We start from the raw sequence: 26,266 nt of genomic DNA, 5'->3' as shown, positions 1-26,266 counted from the left end.
GAGCCCATTTCGTTCAATATCATGGACTCGCTTTGTCAGTTTTTTACTTCGATTTCCAGTTCGGGCGCGTAAATATCATTAACCTTACTCACTAATTGAAGCGCAGCCCCCGGACGTTTTAATACTTCCGCCAGTGCGTCTTTACTTTCGGCCGCCACAATACGTGTCAGATAGTTATGCGCAGGGGCAACTTTATTATCCATTGCCATTTCATTAATAAATTTATTGTACGCCGTCTGGTTTGGTTCAAAAACAATATCCACACCACAAACGCAAAGTTTAATTTTTTCCATAAATAATATTTTCTCTTAAGTTAATTTCATCCACTAACTGATTATGACGCGCGGCACACTGGCCATATATTTCAAGATAAAGCGTCAGCAGTTCCGCAGCATCTTTCCCCGTCATACCTTTCAGGCGTGGCAGCTGCGTGGTGCATTTAGTTTTCAGGTTTTCCTGATAACGCACGTTCGGTACCGGCGACGGCGCTGTTGTACATGCTGACAAACTCGTCAGACAGACACACATTGGTAAATACCGGCTTAAGCACTTCCGTGCGGATCTCGCGCGGTGGCGCATTTTTCAAAGCCTCCAGTTTGTCTTCCAGTCTCCGCCCGGACTCACTGGACACAACCGCCAGCTGTTCCCCGGTCGCGGTAGCAGATTTGCTGATAACCAGATCAATACTGTCACGCTGCCAACCGGCCACCTTCCAGCCGGTCACAAATGCCAGAGCAACCGTAATCAACCACCCCACGACCACGCGATCCATCAGCGCACCCCGTTATGTTCCAGGCTGAAATGATTGCCATCCGGTCGGGATTTGAAGCGCCCACCCCAACTGCCGCCCAGAGATTCCCAGTATTCACCCAGCGGCAGATAATCTTCCGTGCGGGTTTTATATTCGCCATTCACGAACAGATTAAAATCCACAGCCAGACGCGAGGTATGCAGACTGTTGGCAATACCGCTGCCTTTCTTTGCGTTCAGCGCCGCCTGTTCCGGTGTGCGGGAGGCTTCACCAAACGTCAGCCGGTAGCCGTGTTCATCTGCCCAGTGGATCAGGTTTGCCACCATGACGGTAAACAGCTGTTGTTTTTCACTCAGGGTCATTTGTCACGCTCCCATTTTTCTTACCTGCTGCACGTCTGCGCAGCCACATTTCCACGGCCTGATAACCGGCAATGCCCAGCGCCGCCCCCAGACCCTGAATCGCCAGCGGGCTGGCATCCGGGATCTGAATCAGTACCGCCCCGGCCACCACTGAAACGAAACTCCCCAGGATCACACGACCGGCGAACAGTCGCGGTGTGATGGGGTCGTTACTGGTCAGCACATTACCAATGGCAATCAGCGCACCGATGATCAGTAGTGAATAGAGGCTCTTTTCATGTTCCTGCATTCCGGCTTCCTTATCCGATCAGGTTTTCTGTGGCTTCCGCTTCCAGATACGGCACACCGTTGATGTTGACGAACTTCGGACTGGTCACGAAATATTTAATTTTGTGCGTGGCCACACTGCCGCCCTTTGGATCGATATCCAGCAAATTGCTGACCTGCAATTTGTTGCCGAACGTCTCCACCTTCACTTCCTCATTCCCTGCTTTGGCATAGAAAAGGAAATCCACCGGTGGAATACCGCGCCACGAACCTGCCGCGCGGGCTTTTGCGGTCAGTACACTGAGTACCTTTGAACTGACCTCAATTTCCCCTTCTGCGGCCACATCACCATCAACGTGGCCATCCGGTACACCGCGCGTCTGGGCAGCGGCGCTGTTGTCCGTGATATCGAGCGTAATTTTCTCAATGTGGATCAGATCGCCGTCAACGTAGGTATCAAACGACATCCCCGAAATACGTTTACTCATGCTGCGGCCTCCAGGCTGGCATCCAGTAACAGACTGATGGTGATTTGCAGCGGCACTTCCCAGGTGCGTACCACAAGGTAAATATCCACCGTCTTTTTGTTTTTCCAGACAATGGTCACATCACCATCCTGGGGTTTTTTCACTTCCCCCGGAAATGACACCCCGTTAATGCTGGCCGCCGTGGACATTTCACGCAGCGGACGGGCAAACAGGGTCTGGTGTGCCGCAATACTGCCCGGTGTGCTGTTCAGTGAGCGATCCGCGATTTTGCTGATGGCCAGCAGACGCACACGACGTGCGGCTTTATCCGCGACACGCAATGTTTCAATCGACTGGTAATCACCGCCTTCAACATCCAGCGTGCGCCCGTCAGCCCAGTAAAAACCGTCATAGTCCGGGTACCACATTGGCACGCTGAAACGCTGTGCCTCCAGAGCCTGAAGCGTGGCAAGCTCCAGCACTTCCCCGGTACCATCAACCGGCATTTCATCGCTGCCCAGACTTATCAGTGCACCGGTTTTCACCCGCGCCGGACTGTCTGCAATGGTCACGGATCGGGTACACAGACGCCCCGCCAGAACACCCGGTTCATTTCCCCACAGACGCGGAACCAGCTGCACCGCTTTTTCCGCAATCCCTTCCTGAAGTGTGGACAGGCGCACCAGATAATCCGCCTGGGCTTCCTCCTCCTGCATCCCCTGAACAGCCAGAATGAACCACACCCAGCGGCCGTATTTAGCAATCAACTGAGATCGCAGCGTCACCGCCTGATTGACCTGGGCTTTTGCCGTCACATCACTGGACAGCACCACGCCTTCCACCGAACACACCACCTGCGCGGCCAGAACCGCTTTTACCCAGGCATCATCTTCAGCATCAGCGGCCAGCACATGAATGAATCCCCACCAGTTCTGGCCAGCATTTGCCTGCGCCGCCAGAACATCACTTTTCAGCTGGCTGTCACCTTCCCCCAGTAGCGCGTCAAAATCACTCTGGGCATTTACCGCCAGCGTCTTCCCCACATTTTTGGTACCCGTACCGATAAACAGCAGCGTGCGTTCCACTTCACTGGTTTCACCCAGCAGCTGGTTTACCTGGTTCACGGTCACATTTGGCCAGGTCATGCTTTCCCCTTAATATCCTGCGCCTTAACATCCCAGCCAAAGCCAATGGCCTGAAGCTGACGCGCCAGCGCTTTATCAAATTCATCGTCACTCATGCCCAGGAACACACGGGCAGGAAGATCCACTGTCCAGCTGGTTTTCACTGCTTTACCGCTGAGTTTTCGAATCAGTAACCCTGCCTGGGCGTATGGCATCGTCTGGGTTAATTCGCCCAGCGTGGGCTTTTTCCAGCGCTTGCCACTGCGCACCCGGTACCCCAGCGCCCGTAGCTTTTTAGCCTGGGCTGGCGTGGCCATCTTCCCTGCTTCAGACTTCCGTGGCTGACTGCCGCGACTGACGTTTACACGCATCCCGTTTTGTTGCGCATATCCGACCGTTCCGGCAGGTACCGGCTTTTCTCCGTTCCGGTAGCCGCCGCCCTGTAAGTAGATCCGCACCGCCTGAATTTCCGGCATTTCGCGGATGTGCAGCAATTTGGGCAGGTTGCGTAGCATCTTCCCTTTGCGCTTCGTTTTACGTCCCGGCCATTTCTGGCCGTCCGGTGATTCCTGATTACGAACATGCCGTTTTGCTGCGGCAATCACGCCATATTTGGCCAGACGCCAGATAAGCCGCTGCCGCTTTCTGGATGGCAGTTCCATGCCCGCCAATGCCTTGCGCAGTTCTGCCAGCTGCTTTTTATTCAGCTCGCCACCGGCAATCATTCGTTCCCGCCTACCGGAGCCCCGGTTTCATCTACGCCGTAAATATTGGCGGTGATCGCTATCCAGACTTCAGGGTTAACCAGTGACCAGCGTTTACCCCGCCACGGGATCACCCCGCTTTCGTCCTCCCTGATCACCAGTTCCTCCGCCATCGGCACCGTCAGCACAATGGTGGCGATTTCCTCATCTTCCACCGACACATCCCAGTCCGGTTCAGCTTCAGTCAGCCCGATTTCATCCAGTAATTCCCTGTCAGCCTCATCCAGCCACGCGGCCAGCAGCGACATAAGCAACTGCGGCGGACACAGGCGATACGGGAAACGCTGCCAGCTGATTACCGCGTCATAGCGAATTACCGCCTGGCGGTACTGCCCCAGTCCGTAATCTTTCGCGGCAGGGATGAATTTCATTTCATCCAGCACACTGTCAAATGACTGCATGGCGCGCGGCGGCACGTTCTGCCGAAAAAATGCGGTCAGGCTCTCAAGCTGCGTCTGGCTCATACTTTTTTCACCGTTGCCCGTTTAAGCCCCTTCATGCGGCGGATCACCACTGAAGCCTCAGCCAGTAACCCGGCGCGGGTTTCCATACTCTCCTGCCCCGGATGAGTTTCACGTCGCCCGATAGTGGCGAACTCCCCCAGCAAATCCGCTTTTGCCCTGGCAAATACTGCTTTCATGTACTGGGCGCACAGGCTGTTAAGTCCGCCCATCTTTACGCCCGGAACATCTGCTGCCAGCGTGTGGCCTTTTGCTTTCCAGATGGCCTCCACGTTTTCCAGTTCGGCATTCACCTCCGCGACAGCGGCCAGCAGCGCCTGACTAATGGTGTCCGCGTCGATATCTGCTGGCAGTGACCGCTGAGCCTGAAAGTCCTTCAGGTTCAGATCCGGCCAGAACCCGTTATTCGTCAGCGGTTCATCCTGATAATCCAGCGGTTTTCCGCTAAACATGATTCCTCCGAAAAAGGCGGACTGACCGGTTTCCACGGCGCAGTGACACACAAGGTGTTCTGCCCTCCACCGCGTCCGCCTGGCTTGCGGTAGTCGTTTTACTGCTCGGTATTCAATGCGTGCGTATGTGCCCCCAGGCTGTGGGTATGTGTGCCCACGTTATGGGTATGTACACCCACGCTATGGGTATGTGCGCCCAAGCTATGGGTATGCGCACCCACGCTATGGGTATGCGCACCTACGCTATGGGTATGTGCACCCGCACTATGGGTATGCGCACCTACGCTATGGGTATGTGCACCCGCACTATGGGTATGTGCGCTCTGCGAATGGATTTGTTTCACCCGTTGTTATCCTTGTGTGTTCAGTTTTCGGATACGGGCGGCAATAGTCTGCCGTGCCGTTCTGACGCCAATTTTTAAATAGTGTTTTTCTGCGATGGCCAGCAGTTGATCGGCTTTCTCCAGCGTTTCAATATTATCCACGCCCGCCGCTGTGTTCTGGCCATCCTCACTGCGCAACAGTTCCAGCCCGGCAAACTTGAACCATTTGGCCGTGACCTGTTCGTGTAGCCCGCCAGGTATCCGCCACCCGCTCAAACGTACGGGAGAAATACGGCTCAATGCTTTCCCCACGCCCCGCCGTTTCCTGCGCCCACGCCAGCATCGTGTCGGCCACAAACGTGGGGAAATTGCTGCGCAACCGATCCGGCGTTGCCTGCTGCTGGCTGATTGCAATGTCAGCCCAGTCCAGCGCCTTATCCAGATCGCCCACGTCAAACAGCCAGATAACGCACCAGGCAAAAACAGGGTTTGCATATACCTGATTGCTTTCCAGATACGCTTCCACGGTAGGCACCCAGCGAGGCAGTAACACATCCCGTTTAAACTCAACGCGATCAGCGATGGTCGGCAGAGTGCGGGCGTGTTCCACGTCTTTTTCCAGCGCCCTGACCAGCAGGTGCATGCTTTCCGTGGTTCCCAGCGCCTGGCTGTGCTTCAGCTTTTGTTCCATCGCAATGCGCTGGCTATGGCGCTGCGCGGGAGAAAGTGCCATTTATCAGCCCTCTGCGGGTTCGGCAACCTTGCCGATCGTTACTGCGGATTCATCAATAGCCGCGTACAGCTCCGGTACCTCCACCGCATAACCTTCGTTGCGTAGGTATTTGTTTTCGAACTGCTTACGGTCTTCAACAAATTCCGCTTTACGCATACGGGTGTTGCGCGGGGTGTAGATATGCAGGTTGGAGAGAGGCGTCACCACCATGCGTTTACCCGGCATAAATGGCGGGATCACTGCCGGACGGCCAGCAATGGTACTGCCCAGCATCTGCGCCGCGATTTTCTCAGTCGGGCGGTCTGCGGCCTGGTACAATCGGTACTGTTCAGCCGCCACCAGATCGGCACCCACCATCACGACCAGACGCGGGTCATTGCGGAACTGTGCCGGAATTTTGGCGTTAATCAGATCGGATGCCATCGCATCCAGTGACGTGTAATCCCCGGCCGCATCCAGCACCACCGGATCGGTCATAATCTGATTACCACCCAGCAGCGTTTTCATGCGCTCATGCCAGCCAACGTTGACGTCTTCACCGTTCGGGTTGTCGGTCGGGTTCGTGGTTTTTGCGCGGCTCTTACCATTAAAAACCAATACGCAGCATATCCAGCGCAAAAGCCTGCGTGGTGAAGGCCTGGACAAGGTTATAGAACTCGTTTTCGTCCTTTCCAGCATTTGCCCAGACCGAAAGCAGATCCCAGCGCAACGCCGCGCAGCTGTCTGTCTCAACCAGGGAATAATCGTTACCGTCAACGCCGACCTGACGAATAAAACGGCCATTTTCGCTGCGGCCGGTATGCAGTACGGAGGAACCGACAGAAATCACCTGACCACTCAGCTGGTCAACATCCAGACAGGTGATCATGTTCAGGAACTCCACAGACTCCAGCAACGCCAGACGCAACGCGTTTTCCTGCGGGTCATTCAGGGAAAAATAACGACTGGTATCACGTGCGCCGAACTGCTGCGCCATCCCGGTCGAATATTTATCCAGTAAATCCCGCGCACGGTTATTAAGGTGCATAAAACTCCCTCGCAATTAAGCGATAATAAAAATGTTCTGAATTAATCAGCAGCAGTGCGAATTACAGGGAAATTAAATTTCCCGGCTTTATCTTTGATACCTGCGCCCCGGTGTGCGGGTGGATTTATTACCCAAATCGTTAAAGCGTTTAACGATATCTTTCGCATTATCACGAATAGCCGCAAATTCTTCCGTGTCCACCACTTCAGCGATGGTGTCAACATCGCCCTGAACATCATTCATCTGGCTTTCAATTTTAGCCACACGGCCTTCCAGTTCGTTCACTGCATTGGCCAGCGCCTGCAACTTATCATCACCCTGCGCGGAATCATCCGGCTGCGATTCGTCCTCAAATTTCGGCTTAATGCCAAATAATTTCTGCCAGTTCTTCATTCTGTTTTCCTGTTTAATTTTTCCATCACGGGAAATTACACAGCTGTAATACCCCTGTTTTGATAATTTTTTGCGCCGACTACTAAAGCGCAGCCGTGTGGTGCCAATACTGGCTGGCGTATCCGTTACCGCTAGCCCCCTCAGATAAGTACGCCCGCTACCGCGCCAGTTCTCCTCCGGTTCAATGGAGAAGAACAGAAGCTGGTCTTCATGGTTTGCGAAAATCAAACGCATATTCGGGCAGAGGCTGACGTAAAGTCGCGCCAGTCCGTCTTCACCATCCGTCCAGGTGGCCTCCAGTACCTCCCCGAAATTACCGCAATCGTCCTCATGTTCCGGCCAGATTAAGGCGACAAAGTGGCTATAGTCATAGGTTTCCCCCATATCAATAATCCACTGCCGTTTAATCTCTCTGCCGTCAACGGTATCCCCTTCAGTAGCAACACACAGCCAGTCAGTTTTTAAATGTGACATATCCCCCCTGCTTCACTCCCTGACGCTGCAAATCAATTATTGCCAAATAAAACCGCCGCTGCATTACGCTTTATTCTTTTCAGTTCGGTTATAACGCTTTGCCGAACAGACGCGAATTAACACCACCGTTTTTTCATTACGGCCACGGCATAATTATCCGCATGGCTAAATACTCCGAAGAACTAAAAGGCGTTGTTCGCGCACTTTATTTGCGCCGCTATACGCCAAAGAAATTGCATCAGAATTAAATCTGCCGAATGCGCGGATCGTTTACTACTGGGCGGAAAAATACAGCTGGGCAGATTTACTCAGTTTTGAAAGCACAGAGGAAGCGATCGAACGCCGTTACCAGCTGCTGGCCAGTCGCGATAACAAAACCGATCTCGACCTGAAAGAAATGGACATGCTCATTGCACACGCCACAAAGCTGCGTGCTCAAAGCAATAAGCATAAAGAGAAGATGGCCTGCGGACAGGGAAGCGGGCAAGCAGCTGCGCGGGACAGCAATGACGACGAACCCCGCAGCAAACGCAAGTACAAGAAAAACGATATCTCATCGCTGACCCAGGAAGATTTTGACACCTGGGCAGAAGAACATCTTTTTGAATACCAGAAACACCTGCGCCTGAACATTGGCCAACTGGTACGAAACATCCTCAAAAGCCGACAGATTGGTGCCACCTGGTATTTTGCGTATGAAGCGTTTGAAAACGCCGTAATGACTGGCGATCCGCAAATCTTCCTGTCCGCTTCCAAAGCTCAGGCAGAAGTATTCCGCTCGTATATCGTCAACATTGCCGAGCAGTATTTCGGCATCACACTGACCGGCAACCCGATCCGCTTAAGCAACGGCGCAGAACTGCGTTTTCTCTCCACCAACAAAAACACCGCGCAGTCCTACAGCGGCCACCTGTACTGCGACGAATATTTCTGGGTGCCGAACTTCACCCGACTGAACGAAGTAGCCAGTGCGATGGCCACGCACGACAAATGGCGCACCACCTACTTTTCAACACCGTCAGCCAAAACACACCAGGCGTACCCGTTCTGGACAGGTGAGGAATGGAAACAGGGCAGTAAAAAGCGTTCGGCAGTTAAATTCCCGTCCTTTGACGAAATGCGCGATGGCGGACGCCTTTGCCCGGACGGACAGTGGCGCTACGTCATCACGATGGAAGATGCCATTGCGGGCGGCTTTAACCTGGCCAACATCGAGAAACTGCGCAACCGCTACAACACGGCCACTTTTAACATGCTCTATATGTGCGTGTTCGTGGACAGCAAAGATTCTGTTTTCAGCTTCGCTGACCTGGAAGCCTGCGGCGTGGAGGTGGACACCTGGCAGGATCATAACCCGGACGCCCTGCGCCCCTTTGGTGACAGACCCGTCTGGGGCGGTTTTGACCCGGCACGCAGCGGCGATTTGTCGTGTTTCGTCATTGTCGCCCCGCCGATGTTTGCCGTGGAGAAATTCCGCGTTCTGAAAGTCATTTACTGAAGGGGAATGAACTTCAGATACCAGGCAAAGCAGATCGAACAGCTGTTTAAAAATACAACTTCACGTACCTGGGCGTTGACGTTACCGGCATTGGCCAGGGGGTTTTTGACAATATCCAGCATTTCGCCATGCGTGTGGCCGTTGCCATTCGTTACGACATGAACACCAAAAACCAGCTGGTACTGAAGGCGGCAGACGTGGTGGAAAGCCAGCGTATTGAATGGGACAAAAACCTGAAAGAGATCCCGGCCAGCTTTATGTCCGTGCGCCGAACCACCACACAGAGTGGCAACGCCATGACGTTTGTCGCAGACCGCAGCCAGGACACTGGTCACGCAGAGGCATTCTGGGCAATCACCCACGCCCTGCATAACGAGCCCCTTAACTACGAAAACAAACCGAAATCCCGCTGGGGTGTGAGGAACAAAGCAGCATGAGCAAAAAGAACCGCTTCATTAAGCGCAACCCGCGCGGCGATAAATCAAAAAAGATGAGCATTATCACGTTCGACAAACCGGAACCGGTTCTGACCACCGGCACGGATTACCGTGATATCTGGTATGACAACGCCGCAGATCACTACACCCAGCCGATTGACCGGCTGGCGCTGGCGCAACTTATTAATCTTAACGGCCAGCATGGTGGCATCATCCACGCCCGAAAAAATATGATTGTGTCCGATTACCTGGGGGGCGGCCTGACGTATGACCAGCTTGAAGCCGCAGCGTTTGACTATACGACCTTCGGCGATATTGCGATTGGCAAAATCCGCAATGGCTGGGGAGACGTGATCGGGCTGGAGCCTTTACCCGGTCTGTATATCCGCCGCCGTAAACTCAGGGATAACGCAGAAAACGTGCCAGGTGATTATGTGGTTCTACAGGAAGGAGAGCCGCAAATCTGGCCGCAGGAAGACATTATTTTTATCAAAAATGTACGACCCCCAGCAGCACATCTACGGACTGCCAGATTATATCGGAGGGGTGCATTCGGCCTTACTGAACAGTGAAGCGGTCATTTTCCGCCGCCGCTACTACCATAACGGCGCCCATACTGGCGGCATCCTGTACACACGTGACCCCAGCATGACGGATGAAATGGAGGAAGAAATTGAACAGCAGCTGCGTGACAGCAAAGGGATCGGCAACTTCTCCACCATTCTGGTGAACATTCCAGGCGGAGACGGTGACGCCATCAAATTTATTGAAATGGGGGATATTTCCGCAAAGGATGAGTTTGCCAACATCAAGAACATCAGCGCGCAGGACATTCTGAACGCGCACCGCTTTCCCGCAGGTCTGGCTGGCATTGTTCCACAGAATACTGCCGGACTGGGGGATGTTGAAAAGGCGGAACGGATATACAAGAAAAGCGAAATTGCCCCTATCCAGCGCCGGTTCATGCTGGCCATTAACAACGACCCCGAAATTCCGGAAAGGCTACACCTTAGCTTTGATTTAAGTTACACAGAATCAACGGATAAGGATGCGGCATGAGGCAAAAAAGGCTAAAATCCAGGCATTATTTAACAGCTGGAGCATGGAATATGCGAGTTCTGAAAATCGAATGCCCGGAATGCGGCTCTAAAGCTGTTATTCGTAAAACAAACCGGAAGCACCGGCAGATTGCGGATATTTACTGCGCCTGTTCAGATGTGGAGTGTGGCCATACTTTTGTCATGAACCTGACGTTCTCCCACACTCTCAGCCCCAGCGCGAAAACGGGTGATGCAATGGTGCAAAAAATACTGAATGCACTTTCACCCGATCAGCGTCAAATGGCATTAGACCTACTGAAAGCGACCCCCGCCGCCTGATAAGCCCCCTGCATGGGGGTTCTTTACTTCCTTTCTGACCATATCCCGCATCTCTCCTGCAATTTCACCAATCCAGGCCAAAGCGATCGTTTTCTCTCTCTGGTCACTTTCGTAAACATGGGCAATTTTGGCCAATAACTCAATGCGTTCCAGCTGTGCCGACGCCTCCAAAAGATCCATTTCGCCCCCAAAACCATAAAATAACTGTACAAACATACAGTACACCTTTAAGCACAAATTGTGAAATGGAATTTCCCTCTAACCACTGACAAACATTGATGTTTCACAGGGTTACAACGTCAAGACCACCCCGGCCACAGCTCATGTGTTGGCTCGTTTTGTGTTTCCCGCAACCTGCCATTTCGGTAAATCAATGCCCCTGGCCGAACATCAACCCACTCCCTCTAATGAGAATGTCTATTTCTTCATCTGAACCATCAAAACCACGACTGCGTAATTCCAGTTTTTAACCGTCTACGGGTTTCCCCCCTCCGTACAGTTATTGACAGAACTCCAAGGGGCGGCGCTGCCGCCAGAAAAACCAGCCTCCGCTGGCGCTTCGCGGCCAACTTCGCCACCTTCTGCCACTTCACCAGGCGTGTACAAACCTCTGAATCTGGAACTAAGGGAGAATAGACACCCTGTACGCGCTGCACGTCCCTCCGCGTACTCGTTACCTTGTTCTGTGATTTCATAGGCCAGACGAACAACCAGATCACGGCGGGCAACCAGTGCGCCACCCTGCGCCTGGGTATACGCCTGCCCAGTCTCCAACATCAGCAGCGGCCAGCACTGCAATCCATTTTGCGATCGGTCAGCACCTGATCACGCAACCGGCGCAACTCACGCCAGACAGTCACCGGCGCACCGCCAATCTGTTGAAACTGGCGGATACGCCAACGTGAAGCCCAGGCAGAAACGGATTTGGCCATATCGCGCATGTTCTCCCCGGTTTCGTCGTCCTGTTCACCATCCAGCGCAAATCCATCAATGTTTTTGGAAATGTATTTGGCGATGTACCCGTTGCCGAACCTTTGGCGGGATCGATAGCCTCAACATGAAAACGCGCCTTAAGCGCCTTTTCTGTTTTCAGTTCTTCAGAGTCGGTATAATTCTGGCGTGATAGCAAAGGATATCGCGCACGGTATCCACATCCTGCGGGCGCATAAACAGCAACATATGCCAGTGCGGTGTCCCGTCATGGTGAGGCTCAACCACGCGAAAACCAAAAACATGAATACCTGCACGGGAGATCGCTGCGCGGGCTTTCGCCCATACACCACATAAATAACGCTGGGTATCCTGCGGCGTACATCCATCCCATTGAGAAACAAAACCACCTTTACTGTGTACCGCATGAAAACGTGATGGCGCGGTGATGTATAAAACTCACCGGCCAGCCCTTCTTCATTGGCCATATCTTCAAATCCTCTCATTCTTACCATTAGCTCACAGCGACGGATCGCCGGATTTGCAACGCTGCGATGCACCATACTGTCCAGTGAAATTCGCAGCCCCTCATCATTCAGCAGATCAAACTTTTTAAAGAACTCCAGATTCCGCTTTTTCTGGTCAACCCATTCACCCAGGGTTTTGCGGGATACATACGCAGTGGCGGCTTTCTGAACCTGCCCCACGGCTATAGCCATATGTTCACGCTGCACATCACGCGCACGCTTCAGACGCAGCACCCACCATTCCGGCGCCATCATGCGAAGAATCCCGGATTCAGCCTTGCGTGTTTCCAACTGTCCGCCATTGGCTTCATGTTCAGCCCAATAAGGCGGCTGGTTATTTAGCATCAGAGAACAGGCGCACAGATGGCGGTAAGACTCCAGCGTACGGCGGCGCAACTCTGCGGCATCTTCGGTGCTGCCAACAAACTGATCGGTGAAGTCATACAATGACTGGGAGATCCAGCCAGAAATCTGGCCGGCCAGTTTTTTAAGGTCGGGACGGTCAAGTGACGGCAGTCGCTCCAGCGACTTACCAAAGGAAGAATCGACTACATCAGCGGCCAGCGTGTAACGTGCGGCCACCTTACGCAGACGTGGCAATACACTCCCACCGATAGTCTGGCGCAGGAATGTATTGGCACGGCAACGCCCGTCACGACCAGAAAACAGTCGTTCGTAACGATTGCCAAAATACCCGGCTAACCAGTCGGGTATCTCATGCAGGTACTGGGAACGCCATTCGTAATCCTGCGGGTTAACAGCCCACAGGCGGCGCTCTGTAATTGTCGCCCCTACCGGTGTCCCTGGCGCAAAGGTTTCACGCCGCCAGGCATCGACGGCGTGATGCTGTGCTTCTAAAGCCTGTGTCACGCGCTGGCCTCAACAGCGACCGGCAAAGGCCATTTAAGAATCAGCTCTGCCGCCATTTTCTGGCTTGCAGCTGCGGCACCAACACTGCGCGGCGCATTAACCTGAACGGCTTCAAAACCTGCGTAAAGGTAATGCACCATTTCCAGATCGCTGTTTGACGCAACAACCTTAACCCCACGCTCAGCCAGGCGACGCAGCTTACGTGCCAGCCGTCCCTGATCCAGATGAGAAAAACCGCGTTCATGGTATGCAGTGAAATTAGCGGTATCTGTCAGATAAGGTGGATCACAATAAACAACGTCATCCCCGTCCCGAACCAGATCAAGCGTTTCTGAATAGTGGGCGGTAATGAACGTTGCACGTTTCGCTTTTTCAGCAAAGGCGCGGATTTCATCAGCAGGAAAGTAAGGCTTTTTGTACTTACCAAACGGGACATTGAACTGGCCGCGGCGATTGTATCGGCACAGGCCATTGAAGCAGTGACGGTTCAGGTACAGGAAACGCGCCGCAGCTTCAATGGATTCAGAACCAAAAGACTTACCGGACTGATTGAAGGCTCACGCACCGCGTAAAAGTAAATAGCGCGGCTTTCTTCATCGCCTAATGAACCAGCAGAAAAAAGAATCTCCAGTTCATTGAGCAGTGCGTCTGTATGGTAGGCCATAACCTTGTACAGATTGACCAAATCAGGATTGACGTCTGCGATCAGATACTCGTCATATTCCGTGTTCATCATGATGGAACACGAACCGGCGAAAGGCTCAACCAGGCGTTTACCCTCTGGCAAATGGGGAAACAGCTGCGGCATAAGGCGGGCTTTACTACCCACCCATTTTAAAGCGTTTTCACTGCCATGATGCGCCCCCTTTACTGCAAATTGCTGCCGCTTCTTCACGGATTAACTCAACAATTTCCGTTGCGCTTAAACCTTCACAGGCTGCATGTGCGGCCAGCTTTTCCAGACGGGTGGAACATAGGTCAGCTGCTGCGGCTTTACCTTCCTGCGTGGCTTTGGTGAGCATGGCCAGCAGGTCTGTGCCTGATTTTGTTGCGGGTAAATCCTGACGTGTCATGTGCATTTTGGCTTCCTTAGGGCAAAAGAATCCCCGGCCACTTGATCCGTGGCCAAAAAATTCAGGCAATTAGTTAGTGAAAAGTAGGTTGTACTGTGACGGCTGAATGGTTAGGTGCCGGGATAAGGTGAAGCTCGTATGTCGTCCGCCACCACTCCTGGATTAATGCTTTAATTTCACCGGCACCCAGCGCCCCGGCTGTATAGAAAAGCGCGCGAATTCCGGCCAGCGCTTCAATCTGGGCTTCTTTACTCTCTGCCTCGCGGTACACGCAGCACCAGAAAGCAGCATTGATCGCCAGCCAGTGGCGTGGGTTTGTCATGTGTTCGGTGTCATTGAAGAAAAACGGGTGTAAGGCAATACGACCATTTTTACAGGTGCTTTTCTCCGCAAACGCAACAGCGTAGTTATGCGGAACACCCCACACGGCCAGTTCTGCACCCAACGATTTACCCTCTACGGAAATAATGGCCATTAGTGATTCTCCTGTTGTTGCAGCTTATGAACGATATGAGGCGCAATCACCATCTGCACCCCGTTACTGCTATAAATTGGATGTACCTTTTTGATCGGACGGTTCGCAGTGCGTTTCGAAAAATCGCTATCACGTAAACTGCCGAAACCCCCAAATGTTAACCGCGCCCGTGAAATGCCATTCCGCAGTTGAATCATGTCCCGATAGCCAGTCGTTCATAAAGCTCACGCCAGCAGCATTTGCTTAAGTGGGCTTTAAAGACTCCAGCACCGGAGGTAACCGCAGCAGCATGAAGCACCACGCCACGCCACTCTGGTGTTAAGTTGTCCCACCAGTCCCCCGCATCGCTGTAGGCTGGGTTGATCTGAAGGCGCATTTTTTTGCAATTCTTCAGGGCGACCTCTGCACGCTCAGGGCTAATTTTCATAGTGCTGACCCCTATAGCCCCATCAGGCGACGCCACCACGGACGGCGCGACTGCTGAGCATTGAATTTGTACATGTGGCCAGGATTCCAGCGTTGACCATTTGGCAATTCAATCCAGCCAGTGGAACCGCTGGGCAACTGCACAGCGGGAGATTCATTCTTCAGATAAGTAACAAACGCTTTCATGGTGTTCCCTCACATCAGACCGGTGGCGTTAGTTGTCACCAGATCCACCGCAGCGGCCAGAACTGGCGCAGACTGGATACGGCTTTCAACGGTATAAGCCAGCACGGAAAGACTACGGATTGCATCGCGAGCGCGATCCAGAATTTGTGTACGGCGGGCGGCGGTCATGTGACCAGTTGATACGGCTTCCCCAGCAATTGCGCCCACACTGGCGGTGGCACTCAAGGCGCACAGCTGCATGTTGCCTTCAGTGGCATTGTTCACCGGCACAGATGGAAGGCAGTTAATCTGCCCCAACATCCCATCAAGTAAACGCGCATCTTCGGTGTAATCCGTAATGGCTAAAAGCTCGTCACAGGTTAAACGGTGCGGCTGCGCTGGGTTCAATTTGTTGCGCAGGATCTGTGGCCTCATACCAACGGCTGCGGCCACATCTTCCAAATTGTGTTCAATAGCAAATGCTCGGCAAGCCGCATCAAAATGAGCATGTTTAGAGGTCTGGTAATCAAACATTGTTTGCCTCTCCCTAATCCGTAGGATGGATTACGCATTAAGCGAAATGTCGCATTCGCTGAGCGCTTGGATAGTGAGCGCAGCCATGTTCACTTCAATCAGACCTTTTGTTTGTTTCCCTTTCGGTTTGATTGGCAACTTACCGTATTCAATCAGATTCTTAGCGGTGCCATATGCTGTGCCAGTACGTCGGCAGTACTCATCTAGTGGCAGGTATGGTTCTGGGATCACAATTGTAATGTTAGGTCGCATAGTGCAAACTCCTGTGTTCAGACTGATAAGGCAATATCGGTCAATATGAGGCAATATCTAACTACGAGGCTAGATTAATTAGATACAATCTAAGTGTCAATGGCATTTAGAAATAATCTAATTTTCTTGAATGCAAAATGGCACGATTCCGAATTGACCCTGATACCGACAGCGCACCAGTACTGGATAGAGTCAATAGAGGCGTATGGCTTCACGCAAAAGATGCAGCTCGCAGAACTTTTGGACATCGCAGCAAGTTCCTTATCCTCTCGCTATAAACGCGGCGGACTTCCTGCTGACATAATGATTAAATGCATGGCTGAAACTGGCGTGAATTTGGAATGGCTAGCGACGGGGCAAGGCCGTAAGTTTGACGATGAAGAATTAGATATTCTAAAAGTTCCACGCCGGAAGATCGTTGATGGGCATCTTTACGATGCAGGCTTACTCATGCTGGATAAAGTAATGTTTCAGCAAGGCAAACCCATTCCTGAAAACCCTATTTGTGTGCTGGATGGCATGACCCAGTACGTTGTTGAACAGAATTTCACCGAAGTTTACGACGACGAATGGCTGGTAGAAATTGAAGGGAAAACCAGCGTGAGAACATTGACCAGAATCCCGGTAAAAAAAGTACGTGTTAGCGGCATAGGGATGGCATTTGATTGTTCGATTGATGACATAACAGTGATCGGAAGGATTGTTTTAACAATTAAATAAAGCAAGGAGCAATTATGATTGACTACAAAACAGCATCGAAAGACCAGTTAAAATCAGAAATGAAACGTTTGGCGTCAATAGTTTCCGACACCCCTTTTGGTACAAAAAAAGAATTCTTTCACCTACCTGAGATTCTTAATGCTGGCGAAACTCCGCTGGCGATTGCTAGTGGTCAAATGGACGGCAATACTTGGCTGATAACTCTCACTAACAAGCGTGTAATTTTTCTTGATAAAGGAATGCTGTTCGGCGTGAAGCAGATTGATGTAAATCTGCAAAACATCGTCAGCGTCGGTGGCAAAACTGGTTTACTGCTTGGTGAGATCACTATCTCGACAAGTGGCCAAAACTACACCATCAAGAACGTCATGAAGGCTTCTGTAATTCCGTTTACAAACTTAGTAAATGAAACTCGCAACAATACAGCACAGTCTTCTCAAGACACGACCCAATCACCAGTTGCGAATCAAGACGATGTCATCGCGAAAATTGAACGCTTGGCAAAACTCAAAGCAGACGGAGTTCTGACTGATGACGAATTCCAACAGCAAAAGCAACGCGTTCTAAACGGTTAAGTTATGCCTGTACGTAAACTATCAGATGGGCGCTGGGTTGCCGACTTTTACACCGTAGACCGAAGTAGTGGGAAAGACGGCAAACGGGTTCGTAAGAAGTTCTCCACCAAAAGCGAAGCGCTGGCATTCGAGAATTACACTCTACAAAAAATTGAGGATTCTCCCTGGCTCGAGAAGGCAAGGATGTTCGCAAGCTTTCCGACTTAGTTCAGTTGTGGTTTGACCGGCACGGTGTAACGCTGAATGATGGAGAGAAGCGTAGGAAATCAATGTTATGGGCATCTGAATGCATGGGTTCCCCTCTGGCTACCGAGTTCAACGCCCAGCTTTTCACAATATATCGTGCAAAACGTTTAGATGGTCATTTTGCCAGAACAAAACGTCTATCTAAGGTTTCTCCGCGCACCATGAATTTGGAACATGCATATTTCCTTGCCGTATTTAACGAGCTGAAAAGACTTGGCGAATGGAAGGCACCAAACCCTTTAGAAAATATTCGCCAATTTAGGATTGATGAAACTGAGATGGCTTATCTTTCTGGTGAACAGATCGAGCGTTTACTGGTCGAGTGTCGTAATAGTTCAGCTAAAGATTTAGAGATGGTTGTCAAAATTTGTCTTTCAACAGGAGCCCGCTGGGGTGAGGCTGAAAAGCTAAGGCGATCTCAGATTTCAGCAGGAAAAGTAACATTCATTAAAACGAAAGGTAAACGTAATCGGACAATACCGATTGGAGATGATCTTATAGCTCAGCTTCCCAAACATCCAGGGTTGTTATTTACCCCCTGTTATTATGCTTTTCGAAATGCACTTGAGCGAGCTGAGATTGAATTGCCCGCAGGCCAACTAACTCACGTATTAAGACACACTTTCGCAAGCCACTTTATGATGAATGGCGGGAATATATTGGTTTTGCAAAGAATACTTGGTCATACTGATATTAAAATGACAATGCGATATGCTCACTTTTCACCAGACCATTTAGAAGATGCTATTAGATTCAATCCATTATATAAGGAATGAAATCATGGAGAATATTAGCACTGACTCATACAAAAATTTAAAATCATCTATCGAGTACTACAACAGCCTCAAAGAACCAGGCTACGCTGTAATGGTTAAGGGCGAATGGGGAGTAGGTAAAAACTTATCAAATAAATAAAATTCTTGGTGAAAGTGATAGGTTTTATGTAAGTCTTTTCGGCCTGACATCTACCGCAGAGATTCATGCTGCTATTTTTGTTAAAATGTACCCAGCACGCTCTTGGCTCAGAAAGATTTCAAATTGGTTTGGTAACTCCAGTCTAAAAGCAAATGAATTTACTTTAACCTTTGGCCCTTTGATTGGAAATATAGTTAACGCAATCATAAAAGAAAAAGTTGACAATTCAAAGCCTATTGTTTTTGATGATCTGGAAAGATGCACAATAAAGCCTGAAGATATATTTGGTGTAATAAACAAGTATGTTGAGCATCATAAGTGTAAAGTTATCGTTATTGCTCACGATGACAAATTAAATAAAGATTACTTGATAAAAAAGAGAAAATATTTGGGCAGGTGATTAAGATAACCCCTGCCATTGATGACGCCTTCAAACATTTTATTGAAATTAGTAAAGTACCAACAGCAATAGAACCTATAAAAGAAATTATTTACAAGTCATTTTGTGCATCCCAATGTAAATCGCTAAGAATTTTAGAGCATGTTATAAATGATTCAGCTAGGTTACTTACTTGCTTACCAGACAGATATTGCAACGATAAAAACATTTCAGAAGAGCTCTTTATGCTCTTTACAGCTATAGTGATAGAATATCGCTTAGGAAAACTTACTGAATCAGACATTTCAAGCAGAGATGATGTATTATATTTTTCTGAAAAAAACAAAGAAAGAAACGCTGTATTTAGACGTATTAAAGAGAAATACAAAGAAAATGATATATATCTAAATATAGAAAGTGACATTATTAGTAATGAAATAATTATAGACACCATTGTCAATGGCGTATTTGACAAACAAAAAATCCAAAAACATATGGAAGAAAGTCGGCATTCTGATTCTGTGGAAAAGAAAGAGCCCTGGCATATAATAATGAATTTTGATTCCCTTGATACATCGATTGTTGATACTGCAATTCAGAATGCATATAGCAAGCTTGATAATTATCAAATTACAAAAATTGGGGAAATATTGCATTACTCTAATTTATTTTTTATGTTATCGGAAGTAAAACACATACAAAGCTCTATTGATGATGTATTTGCCTTAATTGTAAAGTACATAAATGGCCTTCAACGCCTTAATAAATTCCCAGCAAACAATTTAAATGTCCCCTATGGTTTTATCGCTGACGCTGCATATGGATACGGATACTGGATTAAAGATTCTTATCTTAAACAGCATAATGAAATATTTGATTTGTGTAAAAAACACGGGGGGATAGCATTAAGAAAAAAATATCATGATTTTATCATAGAACTCAAAGAAAATATTTTAAACGACACACCACGTTCTCTGCTCTCTTATTTCAAGAAATGGAATTGCTGACGTTAATAAATATGGATACGTAGATGTTCTCGCATACTTTAAACCTTTTGAATTTGTTGATTTATGGTTAGAGAGTGATAGAAAATATTGGCACAACATTAGAACGACTCTCCAAAATCGTTATGACGGAGGTTCGCTCGTCAACGAACTTAAAAAAGAACAAAAATGGTTGAACGAAGTAAAGATGAATTTAAGGCACCCGTGCTAACAAAAAATCTGGCTTAGATAAGTCACGGATTGAGCGACTGCTTATGGGATTGTAGAGTGTCGCAAAAGTGTCGCGCAAAGTTAGCGATATTGGGTTATATTGGGTTATATTGATTTCATAACCATCTGTTTTTTAACTATGTTATTGTTTTTCGACTTGCCTTTACGGTTCTCATAATCGCTTGTCGCTGGTTCAAGTCCAGCAGGGGCCACCAAACACAGCAAGGGCTGGCGAGAAATCGCTGGCCCTTTGTTTTTTCTCCAGGATATTTTGAAACGGTAATCATAGGAATTCATGGTTATCATTCCGACCGTTTTTAATCAGTTTCTGCTCAGATCCCGTTCAGGTGTGAAGATTAAAAATTAGGATTCAAGTTTCCCCCTGTACGCTAATCAACATGCCAATACATGGTGATGCGCAGCGTCTGCTTTCTGACTGGTGCTGGTGGGAGGATTCTGTCTGTATCCCAACCCACAATACAGGCCAAAACAGCAGTTCTCGTTAAGTCTGTGCAGGGAAATGATCGAAGGAATAGAGATTACATAACAATATATAAAACTGCGCATTTTCAACTTTGTTGAAAGTTATCAGTGCTAGCGGTTATCCCACCGCTATGTAGCTCTCAGCGGTGCATATTTTCAGGTGAATCATCACTCGGGTATGCAACCAAAGAAAACCATCAGGCCAAAAAACTCACGCCAGCCTGCAAGATTTGCAGCAAGGTCGCTCTGCATCAAATAACCGAACCAGCTTTAGAATTTCCCGTATATATACAGAATGGTGTAAGTTCGGTTGGTTCGTTGGTTCACTGACTTGTAAGCCGGGCCATACCTAAGTTTGACTAAACCAGCACACTTAAATTTACGTAAGTTCAGCCACATTTTTGTTGGTTCAAGGTGACTTATCCATAACGCATACCTTGATATAGATCGCTAAAGAACAGAATGGATCACCGATATATGGTCTTTATTATGGGTCATTCGTTTTTCCAGTTTCATTATGTCGATATTATCAGGTATCCCTCCTGTGTGACTGGTCGGAACCGGCACAGCAAAAGCGAGGGCTTTCCCTTCCCTTTTGTACTCACACAGCCATCCTATTACGGACATACTCAGCGCGAGGTCAGGATGACATCCCGTCGTAAAGATAAAGGTAAAAGACTATCTATTTTAACGGGCGCAGAAAAATTTGCCACTGTACGGCCAGCCTGGTTTTGATGAAGGTCAACAGCTGGGTATTTGTCGCTCACAGCGAAGACAGCATTGATGGCATCCGGACTGAGTTATTGTCGCTATCATAGATGAATGCGCAGGAGAAATAGATAATACGGTCCTAAATTGGAGTTTGACATTGCCGCTGCCAGCTTTAGATTATCCGCGGAGTTTTTAACGTGACACGGGATTCTGAACGCTCTCGTTGAATCTGAGAGCGAGAGGATTTCGGGTATGAACTGCTACAATGCAACTACAATATGAAAAAGTTCAGCGTATATTTTACGCCGCAACTACTCGGTTATGTGGATGCTAATGGTTAAGCATTTATATCCTCTAGCGTAAAGCAATTCATTAAATTGTGGCTATATGTTGATGTAGTTGCTAATAAATTATAATTTGGAACTTGATGATGAAGCAAAGCTCACCAATAAAGCAATGCGAACTGTTTCGTGTTTTTGCCTGGTTACAGATTGTTTTACAAGTCTTATTCCCTTTAGTGTCTATATTGCCGCACCCGGCGATGGCGCAAAGTTCTTCAATGACTAACCAATCCCCGTTTTCGGCCGATCGCCAGACAACGACGACAACACAGCCCGGTACAGAACTCCCGTATGCCTCGTCCATGGCCTCTGCCGCCTCCGCGCTCAGTAGCGGCAATGCAACGAGTGCTGCAACCTCCGTCGCTACCGGCTATGCCTCTTCATCAGTCCAACAGTGGTTAAGCCAATTTGGCACCGCGCGCGTACAGCTTAACGTTGATGAAAACGGCAATTGGGATGACAGTTCCATCGATTTCCTCGCCCCACTCTATGACAATAAAAAATCCATGTTGTTTACCCAACTTGGCCTGCGCGCACCCGATGGTCGCGTCACAGGAAATATGGGGATGGGGGTGCGTACTTTCTATCTGGAAAACTGGATGTTCGGCGGCAACGTATTCTTTGATGACGACTTTACAGGTAAGAACCGCCGTATTGGCATAGGCGCTGAAGCATGGACTGATAATTTAAAGTTGTCAGCCAACACTTATGTGGGCACCACCGAATGGCATCAGTCGCGTGATTTTAACGATTATAATGAAAAACCTGCTGATGGTTATGACGTGCGCGCTGAAGGCTATCTTCCTGCCTGTCCGCAGTTAGGCGCTAAGCTGATGTACGAGCAGTACTACGGCGATAAAGTCGCCCTGTTTGATACCGACCATTTGCAAAGCAACCCATCAGCGGTCACTACCGGATTGAGCTATACCCCTGTTCCTTTAGTCCAGCTTGCCGTCAACTATAAACGTGGACAAGACTCGCTGGACGATACTCAGTTCCAGGTCAATTTCCGCTACGACCTCGGCCAGCCATGGGCATATCAGATTGACCCTGAGAGCGTGCGTATCGAGCGTAGTCTGGCCGGTAGCCGCTATGATTTGGTGGAACGTAATAACCAGATTGTGTTGCAGTATAAAAAGAAAGACCAGCAAAGCGTCAGCAACCTGAGCCTGCAGGTCACCGTCGACAACAGCCCGTCTGACGGCCTGACGCCTAACTCTGCGCAGGTGCTGGCGACAGATAAAGACGGCCAGCCGGTACGTAATGCGCCTGTTATGTGGTCAACTACTGGCTCTGCCAGGTTTGCTACGCCGACCACCGTGACTAACGACAGCGGCCTTTCGACGGTAAATTTCACCAACACAGTGCCTGAAGCGGTGCAAATCACGGCGAAAAAGTGGGGCCGCCAGCGCTACACAAAATAGCCAATTTACTACCGTGACGGTCAGCAATATCATGCTAAAAATCACCAAAGACGGGCAGCACTGCGGATGGAAAAACACCAAACCATGCCGTCGCCACCGTCACGGACATTAACAATCGTCCTGTCGCTAACACGCAGGTGACATGGGGCGTTGATACACCTGCTGCATTAAAAAACGCGCAGACAACCACGGATGCCAGCGGACAGGTCACGACTGACTTTACGTCAACCACCGCGGGAGCGGTTATTCTGACCGCCACGGCAGGCGACAAAAGTGCGTCGCAACAGGGGCATTTTATCACCGACTCAGCCGATAATGTTATTGATACGATGGTGGTCACCCAGGATGGTAGTCCTGCGAATGGCACCACGCCAAATGCTGTCACAGTGACGGTCAAAGACAGCAATGGTGCACCGGTGAGCAATGCCAGTGTATCGCTGAGTGCAGATAAAGGCACAGTTGTCTTTGGTTCTGCCCTGAAATCAAAGGCCAAAGCCGCGAAAACATTCCAGACGGATGCGCAAGGCTCGCTTACCGTTGCCTTTACTGACACGGTTGCAGAAGCAACCCAATTGACCGCCACACTGGATAACGGTAACAGTAAACAAGTATCATCAAGCTTCGTGGCAAACACCGCCACTGCCCATGTCTCCACACTGACCATCGACACTGACGGCAGTGTTGCCAACGGTACGGCGCAGAACAGGGCCACGGCGACCGTGGTGGACAGCCAGAACAACATTCTGGCAAACACCACAGTAAACTGGTCAGTTACCGGCAGTGCAGGACTGACATCAGGAACCAGCACCACCAACAGCAGCGGCCAGGCCACCATCACCTTCACGGACACGCAGGCTGAAACGGTCACCCTGACCGCGAAAGCAGGTGGTTCGGATGCGGGTCAGTCCAAAACCAGCAGCTTCGTGGCAGACACCGCCACCGCCCATGTCTCCACGCTGACCATCGACACTGACGGCAGTGTTGCCAACGGTACGGCACAGAACAGCGCCACGGCTACCGTGGTGGACAGCCAGAACAACATTCTGGCAAACACCACCGTTACCTGGACGGTGACGGGCAGTGCAGGATTAACTTCCGGAACCAGTACCACCAACAGCAGCGGTCAGGCCGTAATGACCTTTACCGATACCAAAGCAGAAACGGTCACCCTGACCGCGAAAGCAGGCGGTTCAGATGCGGGTCAGTCCAAAACCAGCAGCTTCGTGGCAAACACCGCCACCGCCCATGTCTCCACACTGACCATCGACACTGACGGCAGTGTTGCCAACGGTACGGCACAGAACAGCGCCACGGCTACCGTGGTGGACAGCCAGAACAACATTCTGGCAAACACCACGGTGAACTGGACGGTTACCGGCAGTGCAGGACTGACATCAGGTACCAGTACCACCAACAGCAGCGGTCAGGCTGTGATGACCTTTACGGATACCAAGGCAGAAACGGTCACCCTGACCGCGAAAGCTGGTGGTTCGGATGCGGGTCAGTCCAAAACCAGCAGCTTCGTGGCAGACACCGCCACCGCCCGTGTCTCCACGCTGACCATCGACACTGACGGCAGTGTTGCCAACGGTACGGCACAGAACAGCGCCACGGCAACCGTGGTGGACAGCCAGAACAACATTCTGGCAAACACCACCGTTACCTGGACGGTGACGGGCAGTGCAGGATTAACTTCCGGAACCAGCACCACCAACAGCAGTGGCCAGGCCACCATCACCTTCACGGACACGCAGGCTGAAACGGTCACCCTGACCGCGAAAGCAGGTGGTTCGGATGCGGGTCAGTCCAAAACCAGCAGCTTCGTGGCAGATACCGCCACCGCCCATGTCTCCACACTGACCATCGACACTGACGGCAGTGTTGCCAACGGTACGGCACAGAACAGCGCCACGGCGACCGTGGTGGACAGCCAGAACAACATTCTGGCAAACACCACGGTGAACTGGACGGTTACCGGCAGTGCAGGACTGACATCAGGTACCAGCACCACCAACAGCAGCGGTCAGGCCGTAATGACCTTTACCGATACCAAAGCAGAAACGGTTACCCTGACCGCGAAGGCGGGCGGTTCGGATACGGGTCAGTCAAAAACCAGCAGCTTCATTCCTGACTCAACACAGTTCGTTATTGACCAAATTAGTCTTCAGGCCCCAAGTGGTAACTCAACCGTGGCGGCAATAGGTGACAGCATTGTTGCAAAAGTTCATGTCGTTGATTCACAAGGCTTGTCCGTTAATAATGCTAATGTGGCATTCAACGTAACAGGAGCGGCAACGCTAGACAGCCCTTCAGGGACAACGGATTCGACAGGATGGGTCACTGTGAACTTTGCTGATAATGTTGGTGAAACAGTCACATTCACCGGAACGCTGGATAATGGTAATAATTCAACAGCGACCATGGTGTTCCAGGCACTACCATTTAAGTTGGTTCTTACACAAAACGGGGCAAGAGGATCTGCCGCTGACCCTATCGTATTTACAGCAACAGTTACTGATAAGCTTAATAACAAGCTTCAAGGAGTCGCTGTAGGCTGGAGCCATCCTGGAGGGTTTACTACTTGTAGTATTCTGGGCGGAGGCGTGACAAACGCTGTTGGAGAAGCCCAATTGAGTTGTCATGCGCAAGGAGGGAGTGCACTTGGTACAAGCGAAACGGCCACAGTGACAGAGGCTACAGAAGGAGGAGTTTCTGTTTCTGACACACTAACAAATATTAACTATTATATTAATTAAAAATTTAAATACTTACCAATAAGGCTACCCTAACCATTTTTATGGTTGGGCAGCCTTATTGGATGATTACCCTTAATAAAATCCAAGAAAAATTTCTTTCTTATGGATTTTATATTTAGCCATATGCACTCATATACATCAAAACACATGTGAATTTGATTGGTTGTGTCGCGATAATAGCAGTAAGTCAGTATCAGTATCAGTATCAGTAACGATGCCCGTTTTTCAGGCAGTCAACAGATAAAATTGTTCTGTCTGTCAACGACGGGTAAAAAGTGATCCACTTATATCTCCACCGACAGACTAATATTGGGTCTTCCGCAACTTGGGTGGAGATT

Annotated in this window: 24 protein-coding genes and 10 pseudogenes; 11 read left to right on the top strand and 23 right to left on the bottom strand. The window is 50.0% G+C overall.

All coding sequences use genetic code 11. The features are described 5' to 3' along the window. Positions 1–35 precede the first annotated feature (35 nt). The 14 genes and pseudogenes from P2W74_RS03140 to P2W74_RS03075 form a co-directional block, all read right to left on the bottom strand. Entirely contained in the window at positions 36–293 is a 258-nt protein-coding gene (locus P2W74_RS03140; RefSeq protein WP_276293848.1) for a putative phage tail assembly chaperone, read from the bottom strand. Then, entirely contained in the window at positions 280–468 is a 189-nt protein-coding gene (locus P2W74_RS03135) for a hypothetical protein (RefSeq protein ID WP_276293847.1), read from the bottom strand. The genes P2W74_RS03140 and P2W74_RS03135 overlap by 14 nt, the downstream gene beginning before the upstream one ends. Beyond that, the gene (locus P2W74_RS03130) at positions 440–772 is read right to left on the bottom strand and encodes a hypothetical protein (protein ID WP_276293846.1); all 333 of its coding nucleotides are present in this window, start codon (positions 770–772) and stop codon (positions 440–442) included. The genes P2W74_RS03135 and P2W74_RS03130 overlap by 29 nt, the downstream gene beginning before the upstream one ends. After that, complete coding sequence (locus tag P2W74_RS03125) at positions 772–1,113, bottom strand: M15 family metallopeptidase (RefSeq protein WP_000175559.1); 342 nt, start codon at positions 1,111–1,113, stop codon at positions 772–774. Before P2W74_RS03125 ends, P2W74_RS03130 begins: the two co-directional genes overlap by 1 nt. Then, entirely contained in the window at positions 1,100–1,402 is a 303-nt protein-coding gene (locus P2W74_RS03120; RefSeq protein WP_001155238.1) for a phage holin family protein, read from the bottom strand. Before P2W74_RS03120 ends, P2W74_RS03125 begins: the two co-directional genes overlap by 14 nt. A gap of 10 nt (positions 1,403–1,412) precedes the next feature. After that, complete coding sequence (locus tag P2W74_RS03115; protein WP_276293845.1) at positions 1,413–1,868, bottom strand: phage protein; 456 nt, start codon at positions 1,866–1,868, stop codon at positions 1,413–1,415. Beyond that, positions 1,865–2,992, bottom strand: coding sequence for a DUF2586 domain-containing protein (locus P2W74_RS03110; protein WP_276293844.1), 1,128 nt, complete (start codon positions 2,990–2,992; stop codon positions 1,865–1,867). Before P2W74_RS03110 ends, P2W74_RS03115 begins: the two co-directional genes overlap by 4 nt. After that, positions 2,989–3,696 carry a hypothetical protein gene (locus P2W74_RS03105; RefSeq protein ID WP_276293843.1) on the bottom strand — a complete coding sequence of 236 codons (708 nt, stop codon included), beginning with the start codon at positions 3,694–3,696 and terminating at the stop codon, positions 2,989–2,991. Before P2W74_RS03105 ends, P2W74_RS03110 begins: the two co-directional genes overlap by 4 nt. Then, entirely contained in the window at positions 3,693–4,199 is a 507-nt protein-coding gene (locus P2W74_RS03100) for a phage tail protein (protein WP_276293842.1), read from the bottom strand. Before P2W74_RS03100 ends, P2W74_RS03105 begins: the two co-directional genes overlap by 4 nt. After that, on the bottom strand, positions 4,196–4,648 hold the full coding sequence (locus P2W74_RS03095) for a head completion/stabilization protein (RefSeq protein WP_276293841.1): 453 nt from the start codon (positions 4,646–4,648) through the stop codon (positions 4,196–4,198). The genes P2W74_RS03100 and P2W74_RS03095 overlap by 4 nt, the downstream gene beginning before the upstream one ends. Positions 4,649–4,746: 98 nt before the next feature. Beyond that, entirely contained in the window at positions 4,747–4,992 is a 246-nt protein-coding gene (locus P2W74_RS03090) for a phage tail protein (protein WP_276293840.1), read from the bottom strand. Positions 4,993–4,998: 6 nt separating this feature from the next. Next, a pseudogene (gpM, locus tag P2W74_RS03085) lies at positions 4,999–5,704 on the bottom strand (phage terminase small subunit). 3 nt (positions 5,705–5,707) lie between these two features. Further along, a pseudogene (locus tag P2W74_RS03080) lies at positions 5,708–6,731 on the bottom strand (phage major capsid protein, P2 family). 41 nt (positions 6,732–6,772) lie between these two features. Beyond that, positions 6,773–7,598, bottom strand: a pseudogene (locus P2W74_RS03075) (GPO family capsid scaffolding protein). A 161-nt stretch (positions 7,599–7,759) separates the two neighbouring features. On the opposite strand from P2W74_RS03075, the pseudogene P2W74_RS03070 reads away from it, so the two are divergent. The 3 genes and pseudogenes from P2W74_RS03070 (at position 7,760) to P2W74_RS03060 (ending at position 10,912) form a co-directional block, all read left to right on the top strand. Continuing rightward, positions 7,760–9,533, top strand: a pseudogene (locus P2W74_RS03070) (terminase large subunit domain-containing protein). After that, positions 9,530–10,592: pseudogene (locus P2W74_RS03065) on the top strand (phage portal protein). Before P2W74_RS03070 ends, P2W74_RS03065 begins: the two co-directional pseudogenes overlap by 4 nt. Beyond that, complete coding sequence (locus P2W74_RS03060; protein ID WP_276293838.1) at positions 10,589–10,912, top strand: Ogr/Delta-like zinc finger protein; 324 nt, start codon at positions 10,589–10,591, stop codon at positions 10,910–10,912. The pseudogene P2W74_RS03065 and the gene P2W74_RS03060 overlap by 4 nt, the downstream one beginning before the upstream one ends. On the opposite strand, the gene P2W74_RS03055 is transcribed toward P2W74_RS03060, so the two are convergent. The 9 genes and pseudogenes from P2W74_RS03055 to P2W74_RS03015 all read right to left on the bottom strand — a co-directional run bounded on the left by P2W74_RS03055 (position 10,886) and on the right by P2W74_RS03015 (position 16,164). Then, complete coding sequence (locus tag P2W74_RS03055; protein ID WP_412767214.1) at positions 10,886–11,128, bottom strand: hypothetical protein; 243 nt, start codon at positions 11,126–11,128, stop codon at positions 10,886–10,888. The genes P2W74_RS03060 and P2W74_RS03055 overlap by 27 nt on opposite strands. Positions 11,129–11,211: 83 nt before the next feature. Next, positions 11,212–13,239 (bottom strand): annotated as a pseudogene (locus P2W74_RS03050) (replication endonuclease). After that, positions 13,236–14,094, bottom strand: a pseudogene (locus tag P2W74_RS03045) (DNA adenine methylase). The pseudogenes P2W74_RS03050 and P2W74_RS03045 overlap by 4 nt, the downstream one beginning before the upstream one ends. Continuing rightward, a complete protein-coding gene (locus tag P2W74_RS03040; protein ID WP_276293837.1) occupies positions 14,085–14,318 on the bottom strand; it encodes a DUF2732 family protein in 234 nt (77 codons plus the stop codon). The pseudogene P2W74_RS03045 and the gene P2W74_RS03040 overlap by 10 nt, the downstream one beginning before the upstream one ends. A 67-nt stretch (positions 14,319–14,385) precedes the next feature. After that, positions 14,386–14,787 carry a hypothetical protein gene (locus P2W74_RS03035; protein WP_276293836.1) on the bottom strand — a complete coding sequence of 134 codons (402 nt, stop codon included), beginning with the start codon at positions 14,785–14,787 and terminating at the stop codon, positions 14,386–14,388. Further along, positions 14,787–15,214: pseudogene (locus tag P2W74_RS03030) on the bottom strand (hypothetical protein). Before P2W74_RS03030 ends, P2W74_RS03035 begins: the two are co-directional and overlap by 1 nt. An 11-nt stretch (positions 15,215–15,225) precedes the next feature. Beyond that, complete coding sequence (locus P2W74_RS03025; RefSeq protein WP_276293835.1) at positions 15,226–15,399, bottom strand: phage filamentation protein Fil family protein; 174 nt, start codon at positions 15,397–15,399, stop codon at positions 15,226–15,228. Between the two features lie 9 nt (positions 15,400–15,408). Continuing rightward, positions 15,409–15,912: a phage regulatory CII family protein gene (locus P2W74_RS03020; RefSeq protein ID WP_276293834.1), complete on the bottom strand. Its 504-nt coding sequence runs from the start codon at positions 15,910–15,912 to the stop codon at positions 15,409–15,411. Between the two features lie 30 nt (positions 15,913–15,942). Further along, positions 15,943–16,164, bottom strand: a complete 222-nt coding sequence (locus tag P2W74_RS03015) for a regulator (RefSeq protein WP_276293833.1) — start codon at positions 16,162–16,164, stop codon at positions 15,943–15,945. A gap of 137 nt (positions 16,165–16,301) precedes the next feature. Between P2W74_RS03015 and P2W74_RS03010 the strand changes: the two are divergent. From P2W74_RS03010 to P2W74_RS02975, 8 genes and pseudogenes are all read left to right on the top strand, one after another. After that, positions 16,302–16,884 (top strand): annotated as a pseudogene (locus P2W74_RS03010) (phage repressor protein CI). Between the two features lie 14 nt (positions 16,885–16,898). After that, a complete protein-coding gene (locus P2W74_RS03005; protein ID WP_276293832.1) occupies positions 16,899–17,459 on the top strand; it encodes a PH domain-containing protein in 561 nt (186 codons plus the stop codon). A 3-nt stretch (positions 17,460–17,462) separates the two neighbouring features. After that, positions 17,463–18,481 (top strand): annotated as a pseudogene (locus tag P2W74_RS03000) (phage integrase). 4 nt (positions 18,482–18,485) lie between these two features. After that, positions 18,486–18,620, top strand: a complete 135-nt coding sequence (locus P2W74_RS02995) for a hypothetical protein (RefSeq protein WP_276293831.1) — start codon at positions 18,486–18,488, stop codon at positions 18,618–18,620. An 85-nt stretch (positions 18,621–18,705) separates the two neighbouring features. Beyond that, positions 18,706–19,020 (top strand): hypothetical protein, encoded by a 315-nt coding sequence (locus P2W74_RS02990; RefSeq protein WP_276293830.1) that lies wholly within the window; start codon positions 18,706–18,708, stop codon positions 19,018–19,020. After that, positions 19,017–20,006 (top strand): hypothetical protein, encoded by a 990-nt coding sequence (locus P2W74_RS02985; RefSeq protein WP_276293829.1) that lies wholly within the window; start codon positions 19,017–19,019, stop codon positions 20,004–20,006. The genes P2W74_RS02990 and P2W74_RS02985 overlap by 4 nt, the downstream gene beginning before the upstream one ends. Before the next feature lie 1,960 nt (positions 20,007–21,966). Next, positions 21,967–23,172 carry an inverse autotransporter beta domain-containing protein gene (locus P2W74_RS02980; RefSeq protein ID WP_276293828.1) on the top strand — a complete coding sequence of 402 codons (1,206 nt, stop codon included), beginning with the start codon at positions 21,967–21,969 and terminating at the stop codon, positions 23,170–23,172. Between the two features lie 107 nt (positions 23,173–23,279). Continuing rightward, positions 23,280–25,928 carry a beta strand repeat-containing protein gene (locus tag P2W74_RS02975; RefSeq protein ID WP_276295119.1) on the top strand — a complete coding sequence of 883 codons (2,649 nt, stop codon included), beginning with the start codon at positions 23,280–23,282 and terminating at the stop codon, positions 25,926–25,928. Positions 25,929–26,266 lie beyond the last annotated feature (338 nt).

Source organism: Citrobacter enshiensis (assembly GCF_029338175.1).
GTDB lineage: Bacteria > Pseudomonadota > Gammaproteobacteria > Enterobacterales > Enterobacteriaceae > Citrobacter_D > Citrobacter_D enshiensis.
Note: the sequence above shows the minus strand (reverse complement) of the source record. Positions and strands in the feature narration are given on the sequence as shown.